This window comes from Streptomyces sp. NPDC001002, assembly GCF_053599215.1.
In genome coordinates, this window is the sequence record NZ_JBSFLV010000241.1 from 1 (window position 1) to 9,247 (window position 9,247).

At 69.9% G+C, this 9,247-nt stretch carries 8 protein-coding genes; 7 read left to right on the plus strand and 1 reads right to left on the minus strand.

The features are described from left to right. Positions 1–252 precede the first annotated feature (252 nt). The 6 genes from ACWDR3_RS46050 (at position 253) to ACWDR3_RS46075 (ending at position 6,642) form a co-directional block, all read left to right on the plus strand. Positions 253–423: a Trm112 family protein gene (locus ACWDR3_RS46050; RefSeq protein WP_007382472.1), complete on the plus strand. Its 171-nt coding sequence runs from the start codon at positions 253–255 to the stop codon at positions 421–423. Between the two features lie 84 nt (positions 424–507). Then, complete coding sequence (locus ACWDR3_RS46055) at positions 508–1,635, plus strand: SIS domain-containing protein (RefSeq protein ID WP_450358678.1); 1,128 nt, start codon at positions 508–510, stop codon at positions 1,633–1,635. 168 nt (positions 1,636–1,803) lie between these two features. Beyond that, positions 1,804–2,955 carry a mannose-6-phosphate isomerase, class I gene (gene manA / locus ACWDR3_RS46060; RefSeq protein WP_450358679.1) on the plus strand — a complete coding sequence of 384 codons (1,152 nt, stop codon included), beginning with the start codon at positions 1,804–1,806 and terminating at the stop codon, positions 2,953–2,955. Between the two features lie 143 nt (positions 2,956–3,098). Further along, positions 3,099–4,082, plus strand: coding sequence for a cation diffusion facilitator family transporter (locus ACWDR3_RS46065; protein WP_450358680.1), 984 nt, complete (start codon positions 3,099–3,101; stop codon positions 4,080–4,082). Positions 4,083–4,393: 311 nt separating this feature from the next. Beyond that, a complete protein-coding gene (gene ahcY / locus ACWDR3_RS46070; RefSeq protein ID WP_450358681.1) occupies positions 4,394–5,851 on the plus strand; it encodes an adenosylhomocysteinase in 1,458 nt (485 codons plus the stop codon). Between the two features lie 176 nt (positions 5,852–6,027). Beyond that, positions 6,028–6,642: a hypothetical protein gene (locus ACWDR3_RS46075; RefSeq protein ID WP_450358682.1), complete on the plus strand. Its 615-nt coding sequence runs from the start codon at positions 6,028–6,030 to the stop codon at positions 6,640–6,642. 28 nt (positions 6,643–6,670) lie between these two features. Here the strand turns inward: ACWDR3_RS46075 and ACWDR3_RS46080 are convergent, their stop codons facing one another. Next, on the minus strand, positions 6,671–7,633 hold the full coding sequence (locus tag ACWDR3_RS46080) for an RDD family protein (protein ID WP_450358683.1): 963 nt from the start codon (positions 7,631–7,633) through the stop codon (positions 6,671–6,673). A 129-nt stretch (positions 7,634–7,762) separates the two neighbouring features. On the opposite strand from ACWDR3_RS46080, the gene ACWDR3_RS46085 reads away from it, so the two are divergent. Beyond that, positions 7,763–8,770: a stage II sporulation protein M gene (locus tag ACWDR3_RS46085; protein WP_450358684.1), complete on the plus strand. Its 1,008-nt coding sequence runs from the start codon at positions 7,763–7,765 to the stop codon at positions 8,768–8,770. The last annotated feature ends 477 nt before the right edge of the window (positions 8,771–9,247 follow it).

Genomic DNA, 9,247 nt, shown 5'->3' on the forward strand with positions numbered 1-9,247 from the left:
CGTCCCGATCCCCCTGTGTCTTTCAGCCCGTCCGGCGTTTGAGGACGAGGCCGTTCAGGCCGAAGCGGGGTCTGGGGGCGCAGCCCCCAGTGGGGTCGAAGGGGCAGAGCCCCTGGGGATGGGACGGGTAGGGGCGGCGGGGGCGAGAAACCCCCGGCCCCATTCCCACGGCGGTACCCTGACCAGGCACATCCCCACACCACCCCGCACACGCAATACCAACGCACGTGCACCCGCCCGAAGGGACACCCCATGCCGCTCGAAGCCGGCCTCCTGGAGATCCTCGCCTGCCCCGCCTGCCACGCCCCCCTCAAGGAGCAGGACACCGAGCTGATCTGCACAGGTCAGGACTGCGGCCTGGCCTACCCCGTCCGCGACGGCATCCCCGTCCTCTTGGTCGACGAGGCCCGCCGCCCCGCGTAAAACCCCACGGCACGGCCCACGTAAACGATCAAGACCCGCGCACCAGGACCAGGACCCGGCACAGCTATTCGGAGGCTGCCGCCCATGCTCGACGAGTCGCTGCTCGACACCCCCGAGGCACTCTCGGAGGCAGACCACCGCGGCCTCCTGCGCGGCGCCGCCGAAGCCGGCGCCCGCGTCCGCACCGCGGCCCGCCACGCGGTGGAGGCCGGCATCCCCGAGCTCAAGCCCGACGGCCGCCCCCGCGCCGTCCTCATCGCGGGCCCCGGCGCCGCCGCCACCTGCGTCGCCGACCTCCTGGGCACCCTGGCCGGCGCCGGCAGCCCCGTCACCCGCCTCGCCCCCACCGGCGTCGCCCCGGCGGCCGGCGCCCTGCGCTGGGACCTCCCGGGCTGGGCCGGCTCGGTCGACCTGCTCCTGATCGCCACCCCCGACGGCACCGAACCCGGCCTGTCCCTGCTCGCCGACGCGGCCTACCGCCGCGGCTGCTCGGTCGCCGCCGTGGCCCCCGCCCGCACCCCGCTCAGCGAGGCGGTCGACGGCGCGCACGGCCTGTTCGTACCGATGGCGACGGCCCCGTACGAGCAGGAGGGCCCGCTCACCGCGTCCGCCCCCGGCGTCCTGTGGGCGCTGCTCACGCCCCTCCTCGCCCTCCTCGACCGCACCGGGCTGCTCTCCGCCCCGCCGGAGGACCTGGAGAAGGTCGCCGACCGCCTGGACCACGTCGCCGAGCGCTGCGGACCGGCCGTCGCGACCTACAGCAACCCCGCCAAGACGCTCGCGGCCGAACTCGCCGAGTCCCTGCCCGTCGTATGGACCGAGGGCGTCTCGGCCGGACCCGCGGGCCGTCGATTCGCCGCCGCCCTCGCCGAACTGTCCGGCACGCCCGCGGTGGTGGCCGAACTCCCCGAGGCGCTCGTCGCGCACAACGTCCTGTTGGCGGGCCGGCTCGCCGCCAGCGCTGACCCCGACGACTTCTTCCGCGACCGCGTCGACGAGGCGCCCGCGCTGCACGCACGCGTGGTGCTGCTCCGCGACCGCCCGATCGGCGGCCTCACCGCCGCCCCGGCCGCCCGTGACCTGGCCCTGGGCCACGACACGCCGATCAGCGAGCTGGAGCCGGAGGCAGGCGGCGAGTTGGAGACCCTCGCCGAACTGATCGCCATGACGGATTTCGCCGCCGTTTACCTGGCGCTCGCCTCGGGGGCCTGATCTTGGACGCCTGCGCACGGAACAGCCGCAGTCGCACGCGCGCGTAGCTGTTCCGTCGTGGACGCGACTCCCGTAGTCGACACTCCCGTAGATGCCACTTCCCTAGTCGACACGACACCCGCACACACAGCGCACCGCACGCACCCGAGACCCGGCAGAGAGAACCGCATGGATCGCCTCGACAACACCGTCCGCCCCTACGCCTGGGGTTCCACCACCGCCATCCCCGGCCTCCTCGGCGTCGAGCCGAGCGGTGAACCCCAGGCGGAGATGTGGATGGGCGCCCACCCGGGCGCACCCTCGCGCACCGAACGCGGCACGCTCGTCGAGGTGATCGACGCCGACCCGGAACGCGAACTCGGCCCCGCGGCCGTCGCCAAGTTCGGCCCCCGTCTGCCGTTCCTCCTCAAGATCCTCGCCGCCGGCGCCCCCCTCTCCCTCCAGGTCCACCCCAACCTCCAGCAGGCGAAAGAGGGTTACGAGGACGAGGAGCGCCGCGGCATCCCGATCGACGCCCCGGACCGGAACTACAAGGACGCCAACCACAAGCCCGAACTCATCTGCGCGCTCACCGAGTTCGACGGCCTGTGCGGCTTCAACGACCCGCTCCAGGCCGCCGACCTGCTCGACGGCCTCGGCGTCGACTCCCTCAAGGCGTACGTCGATCTGCTGCACGCCCACCCCGAGGAAGCCGCCCTGCGCGAGGTCCTCACAGCGATCCTCACCGCCGACCCCGAACAGATGCGCCATACGGTCGCCGAGACCGCGGCCGCCTGCACGCGTCTGGGCGGCGCGTACACGATCTACGCGGACATCGCCCACCACTTCCCGGGCGACCCGGGCGTCATCGCCGCGATGCTCCTCAACCACGTCCGACTCCAGCCCGGCGAGGCCCTGTTCCTCGGCGCCGGCATCCCGCACGCCTACCTCACCGGCCTCGGCGTCGAGATCATGGCCAACTCCGACAACGTCCTGCGCTGCGGCCTCACCCCCAAACACGTCGACGTGCCCGAACTCCTGCGCATCGTCCGCTTCGAGGCCGGCGACGCGGGCGTACTGCGCCCCGAGGCGTCCCCTGACGGCGAAGAGGTCTACGAGACGCCGATCGACGAGTTCCGGCTGTCGAGGTACGTCCTGCCCGAGGGCGGCACCGCGCCCGACCTCACGCGCGAGGCCCCGCAGATCCTGCTCTGCACGGCAGGCTCGGTGCGCGCGGGCGAACAGGAACTGAGCCCTGGTCAGTCGGTCTTCGTGCCCGCCGCCGAGAAGGTCGAGGTGTCCGGGGCGGGCACGATCTTCCGTGCCACTGTGATCGTATGACCGGAGCTGTGGATACCTGACGCGCCGTTCGTGGACGGGGCTGCAAGAATGGCCCACCGGCAAAGGACGGGCAAAGCGACGGCAGCGGCGACTGCGAGCCCGGCCGACGTAGACGCACGAAGGCGAAGGGACAACGCGGACACATGAGCGCGTCAGGCGGCACCAAGGCGATCGTGGCAGCACTCGGGGCCAACCTCGCGATCGCGGCATCGAAGTTCGTCGCGTTCGCGTTCAGTGGCTCGTCGTCGATGCTCGCCGAGGGCGTCCACTCGCTCGCCGACTCCGGCAACCAGGCCCTGCTCCTGATCGGCGGCAAGAAGGCCCAGCGCGAGGCCACCCCGCAACACCCCTTCGGCTACGGCCGCGAGCGGTACATCTACGCCTTCCTCGTGTCCATCGTCCTCTTCTCGGTCGGCGGCATGTTCGCCCTGTACGAGGGCTACGAGAAGATCAAGCACCCGCATGAGATCGAGCACTGGTACTGGCCGGTGGGCGTCCTGGTGTTCGCGATCATCGCCGAGAGCTTCTCCTTCCGGACGGCCATCAAGGAGTCCAACGTCCTGCGCGGTACGCACTCCTGGTCGCAGTTCATCCGCCGCGCCAAGGCGCCCGAGCTACCGGTCGTCCTCCTGGAGGACTTCGGCGCGCTGATCGGCCTGGTCCTCGCCCTGGGCGGCGTCGGCCTCGCGCTGCTCACCGACGACGGCGTGTGGGACGGCATCGGCACGCTCTGCATCGGCATCCTGCTCATCCTGATCGCGCTCGTCCTCGCCGCCGAGACCAAGTCGCTGCTGCTGGGCGAGGCCGCGGGCATCGAGGACGTCAGGAAGATCGAGGCCGCGATCGTCGACGGCGACACGGTCACCGGCATCATCCACATGCGCACGCTCCACCTCGGCCCCGAGGAACTCCTGGTCGCCGCCAAGATCGCCGTGGACCACGACGACACGGCCGGCCAGGTCGCCACCGCCATCAACGCCGCCGAGGCCCGCATCCGCGAAGCCGTCCCGATCGCCCGCGTCATCTACCTCGAACCGGACATCTACAGCGAGACCGAAGCCGCCAAGGGCTCGGACCGCGAGGCGACCCCCGGCGGACCGGCCCAGCACCCGGCGCCCGGGCACTGAGAGACACCTGTCTGGTTCCTGGCCGTCGCTGTCCGCATCCCGTCGTCGCCCCCTGTCGCACACCGTGATCGGCGCGATCTGTTCGGAGGTGGACTGGGGACGGCCGGGTCGCCCGGTGTAGCTTGGAAACAGAGCCAGACGTCGCTGCTGATGGCGGTCGGGCGGTCCCGACACGGACCGACCGAGGGAGAGAGGGCCTCCGACGGACTGCGCTGCGCGTACGCGGGCATGCCTGTGTCCTCCTTCGGGGCACCCCTGTGTCCGCCGCCGCGCAGATCAGCCGTAGCCCCAACCTCGAGGAGCAGCTCCTAATGACCACTGTCGACAACCGACAGGACTTCAAGGTCGCCGATCTCTCCCTGGCCGAGTTCGGCCGCAAGGAGATCACCCTCGCCGAGCACGAGATGCCCGGCCTGATGTCGATCCGCCGCGAGTTCGCCGAGGCGCAGCCGCTGGCCGGCGCCCGCATCATGGGCTCCCTGCACATGACCGTGCAGACCGCCGTCCTCATCGAGACCCTGGTCGCCCTCGGCGCCGAGGTCCGATGGGTGTCCTGCAACATCTTCTCCACCCAGGACCACGCGGCCGCCGCCATCGCCGTCGGCCCGAACGGCACGCCCGAGAACCCCCAGGGCATCCCGGTCTTCGCCTGGAAGGGCGAGACCCTGGAGGAGTACTGGTGGTGCACGGAGCAGGCGCTGACCTGGCCGAACACCCCCACCGGCGGCCCGAACATGATCCTGGACGACGGCGGCGACGCCACCATGCTCGTCCACAAGGGCGTCGAGTACGAGAAGGCCGGCAAGGTCCCCTCCCTCGACACCGCCGAGTCCGACGAGCACCGCGTCGTCCTCCAGGTCCTGCAGCGCACCATCACCGACGGCTCGCAGAAGTGGACCCAGCTCGCCTCGGAGATCCGCGGCGTGACCGAGGAGACCACGACCGGCGTCCACCGTCTCTACGAGATGCACCGCGACGGCACCCTCCTGTTCCCGGCGATCAACGTGAACGACGCCGTCACCAAGTCGAAGTTCGACAACAAGTACGGCTGCCGCCACTCCCTGATCGACGGCATCAACCGCGCCACCGACGTCCTCATCGGCGGCAAGACCGCGGTCGTCTGCGGCTACGGCGACGTCGGCAAGGGCTGTGCCGAGTCCCTGCGCGGCCAGGGTGCCCGCGTGATCATCACCGAGATCGACCCGATCTGCGCGCTGCAGGCGGCGATGGACGGCTACCAGGTCACGACGCTGGACGAGGTCATCGACAAGGCCGACATCTTCGTCACCACGACCGGCAACAAGGACATCATCATGGCCGCGGACATGGCCAAGATGAAGCACCAGGCCATCGTCGGCAACATCGGCCACTTCGACAACGAGATCGACATGGCCGGCCTCGCGCAGATCCCGGGCATCGTCAAGGACGAGGTCAAGCCGCAGGTCCACACCTGGACGTTCCCCGACGGCAAGGTCCTCATCGTGCTGTCCGAGGGCCGCCTGCTGAACCTGGGCAACGCCACCGGCCACCCCTCGTTCGTGATGTCCAACTCCTTCGCGGACCAGACCCTGGCCCAGATCGAGCTGTTCACCAAGCCCGAGGAGTACCCGACCGACGTCTACGTGCTGCCCAAGCACCTCGACGAGAAGGTCGCCCGCCTCCACCTGGACGCGCTCGGCGTGAAGCTGACCACGCTCCGCCCCGAGCAGGCCGCGTACATCGGCGTCGAGGTCGAGGGCCCGTACAAGTCGGACCACTACCGCTACTGACGCCGCCGCACGACTCGGCGCACACCCTGGAGAGTTGAGCGCGTCGGTGCGCTGACACGCTCACCTCACCAGCAGCAGGTCCTCCGAGGCAGGCCCCCGCACCCCCGTGCCGGGGGCCTGCCCCTTTGGCCCTGCCGCCCCGTCGCCGTACCCGCCCGTCAAGATCCAGGACCCACATGCCCCGCGGCCGCTATTCGCTCCACGATCCGCACGATCACACCCCCCTCGCAGAAGAACACTTCCACTGCGCCCCCGGCCCCTCGGGCTGGCGCTACGTTTCCCAGGTCACCACCCCCTCGGGCGACCACAGCGGCTCCGTCGACCTCACCCTCGACGAACTCGGCCGCCCCATCCGTCTCGAACTCCATGCCGCGGGCTGGCAGGTACGCGGTGCCGCCCTCGACGGAGTCACCTGGGTCCGCACGGACCCCACCGGAGCCGAGGCCGCCGAAGGCAACGTCCCCGCTCACGCCTTCACCGGCACATCCCCTGCGTTCCTCATCGCCACCGCCCGTCTCCTGCGCCTCACCCCCTCCACCTCAGCAACCCGCGTACGCCTCGTCACTTTCACCGACCCCGTCCTCGCCCCGCGCACCGTGGACCAGTCCTGGGCCTTGCTGAAAAGCGAAGCACACGCCACTGACAACGGCCCCCTGCCCGTGGACGAATACCAGGTCACAGCCCTGGACACGGGAGAGCAGCACGCCGTGCACATCGCCGGTGACGTCGTCCTCGCGGCGCCCGGGATCGAGCTGGAGGACCTTGAGTCACCGCCGTCCGTGTTCGCGTGAGACGGGGACAGGCAGAGCGGGGAAGGGGCTACGCCGGCGGTACGAATCCGGTGCCGGTGCTTGCCGCAGGACCGCTGGGCTCGGCGGTCTCGTTGGTCCGGGTAGCCGGGGTAGCCGGGGTAGCCGGGGTAGCCGGGGCGCTCGGGTAGACGGGGAAGGCTGGGGGCGCTGCTCCGACGGCTCCAGGCGCCGGAGCAGCGGCCACAGGCGGGCCGGCCACGGCAGGGCCGCGCAGCCCCGAACCGTTCGCGAAGGACCGTCGTACCTCCCGGGCCTGCCGCTCCTGGACGACCGCCGCCAGATACGCGGCCGGCGGAACACCGTGCGGAGCCGGAGTCCCCGTACGAGCCGCGAGATCGGAGGCGAGCCGCTCCGCCATGGTCCAGCCGACCTGCGGATCGAGTTGCTGCATGCGCGTCAGGTACTGACGGATGGCGAGCCACAGCCCGTCAGGGACCGCGGACAGATCGAGCTCCGCGAACCGACCCGCCAACCAAGGCGGCGGCGGGGGCAGGAAGCCGGAACGAGCGACCGGCACCCTTTCCCGTACGACGAGCGTCCCGGCGAAGACATCGCCGAGCCGCCGGCCACGAGCCGAGACCAGAGACGCGATGACGGCGACGACCCCGAACGTCATCAGGATCTCGATCACCCCGATGCCACCGCGGACCAGCGCATGCCGAAAACGGATGGGACCGCCGTCGTCGCGCACCACACGCAGACCGCAGGCCATCTTCCCGAGGGACCGCCCGTGGCTGAGCGTCTCGACCGCGATCGGCGCGCCCACCAGCACCAGTACGAAGCTCGCGATCGTCACCGCGATCTGCGCCGCCTCGTCCAGCGAGGCGGTCGCGGCGACGAGGGCGATGGTCAGGGCGGTGTAGACGAACACGGCCACGGTCAGATCGAGCAACACCGCGAGCGCCCTGCTGGGCAGCCTCGCAGGGCGCAGCTCCAACGCCACAGCCTCGCCCGTCACCAACTCACTCACGCCCGTCGTCCTTCCCTGGCCTGCCCCGTGAACGGCCAGTCTGCCAAGCTGAGGGCACATTGCGCCGCAGTACGACAAGCTGACATCAACGACGAGCCGCCGACGACCAGCCGAGGAGCAGGCACACCGATGGACCTCGACGTCTTCGTCACCGCCCACCGAGCCGAGTGGGACCGCCTCGAAGCCCTCCTCGGACGTCAGCGCCGCCTCACCGGCGCCGAGGCGGACGAACTCGTCACCCTCTATCAGCGCACGGCGACCCACCTCTCCCTGATCCAGTCCAGCGCCCCCGACCCACAACTGACCGGACGCCTCAGCCAACTGGTGGCACGCGCGCGTAGTGCCGTCACAGGCACCCGGCGAGCCTCATGGCGAGACGTCACGCGCTTCCTTACGTACGGTTTCCCCGCGGCGGTCTACAGGTCGCGGTACTGGTGGGTCCCTACGGCACTCCTGTCCACGCTCGTGGGCGCGCTCCTGGGGTGGTGGATCGGCACACACCCCGAGGTGCAGGCCAGCATTGCGGCCCCCAACGAACTGCGCGAGCTCACCCGCCCCGGGGGCGAGTACGAGACGTACTACTCCAGCCACCCCGCGGCCTCTTTTGCCGCTCAGGTCTGGACGAACAACGCCTGGGCCGCCGCGCAGTGCCTGATCCTGGGCGTCTTCCTCGGTCTGCCCGTCCTCTGGATCCTCTTCCAGAACATGCTCAACCTGGGTGTCGGTTTCGGCCTCATGTCGTCAGCAGGCCGGCTCGACACCTTCCTCGGCCTCGTCCTCCCGCATGGACTCCTGGAGCTGACGGCCGTCTTCGTGGCCGCAGGCACCGGACTCCGCCTGGGCTGGACAGTGATCGACCCCGGCCCACGCTCCCGACGCACGGCTCTCGCCGAGGAGGGCCGCGCCGCCGTGGGCATGGCGATCGGCCTCGCGCTGGTTCTCTTCATCTCCGGCGCCATCGAAGGCTTCGTCACCCCGTCCGGCCTGCCCACTTGGGCCCGGATCGCGATCGGAGTGGGCGCCGAGCTCGCCTTCCTCGCCTACGTGTTCATCCTGGGCGGCCGAGCGGCCCGTACCGGCGAGACGGGCGACGTGGAGGCGGCGGAACGTAGCGCCACGGTCCCCACGGCTGCCTGATGTGCAGACACGTCTGTTGAGCTGTTAGTCTCTCCTTCGCCCCACAGGAGCCGTTGACTCGGAGCCAGTGGGGAGGTAGATTCGAACAGTTGCCTAGAACTGGATCTGATCCGGTCGGCAGTAGTGAGTGTCTGTCTACTTCTTCAGAACGGCGATAGAACGTCGATTACGAAGAAGTTCTCCCGATAAATCGGAAACGAGTGGCCGGTCAGTCCGGCTCAGAACTTCTGATAAAGTTGGAGTCGCCGGAAAGGGAAACGCGAAAGCGGGAACCTGGAAAGCACCGAGGAAATCGGACCGGAAAACGATCTGATAGAGTCGGAAACGCAAGACCGAAGGGAAGCGCCCGGAGGAAAGCCCGAGAGGGTGAGTACGAAGGAAGCGGCCGTTCCTTGAGAACTCAACAGCGTGCCAAAAGTCAACGCCAGATATGTTGATACCCCGTCTCCGGTCATCACGACCGGGGCGTGGTTCCTT

Coding starts and splice junctions, on each gene's coding strand:
- ACWDR3_RS46050 (WP_007382472.1), top strand. CDS start 253: ATGCCGCTCGAAGCCGGCCTCCTGGAGATCCTCGCCTGCCCCGCCTGC.
- ACWDR3_RS46055 (WP_450358678.1), top strand. CDS start 508: ATGCTCGACGAGTCGCTGCTCGACACCCCCGAGGCACTCTCGGAGGCA.
- manA (WP_450358679.1), top strand. CDS start 1,804: ATGGATCGCCTCGACAACACCGTCCGCCCCTACGCCTGGGGTTCCACC.
- ACWDR3_RS46065 (WP_450358680.1), top strand. CDS start 3,099: ATGAGCGCGTCAGGCGGCACCAAGGCGATCGTGGCAGCACTCGGGGCC.
- ahcY (WP_450358681.1), top strand. CDS start 4,394: ATGACCACTGTCGACAACCGACAGGACTTCAAGGTCGCCGATCTCTCC.
- ACWDR3_RS46075 (WP_450358682.1), top strand. CDS start 6,028: ATGCCCCGCGGCCGCTATTCGCTCCACGATCCGCACGATCACACCCCC.
- ACWDR3_RS46085 (WP_450358684.1), top strand. CDS start 7,763: ATGGACCTCGACGTCTTCGTCACCGCCCACCGAGCCGAGTGGGACCGC.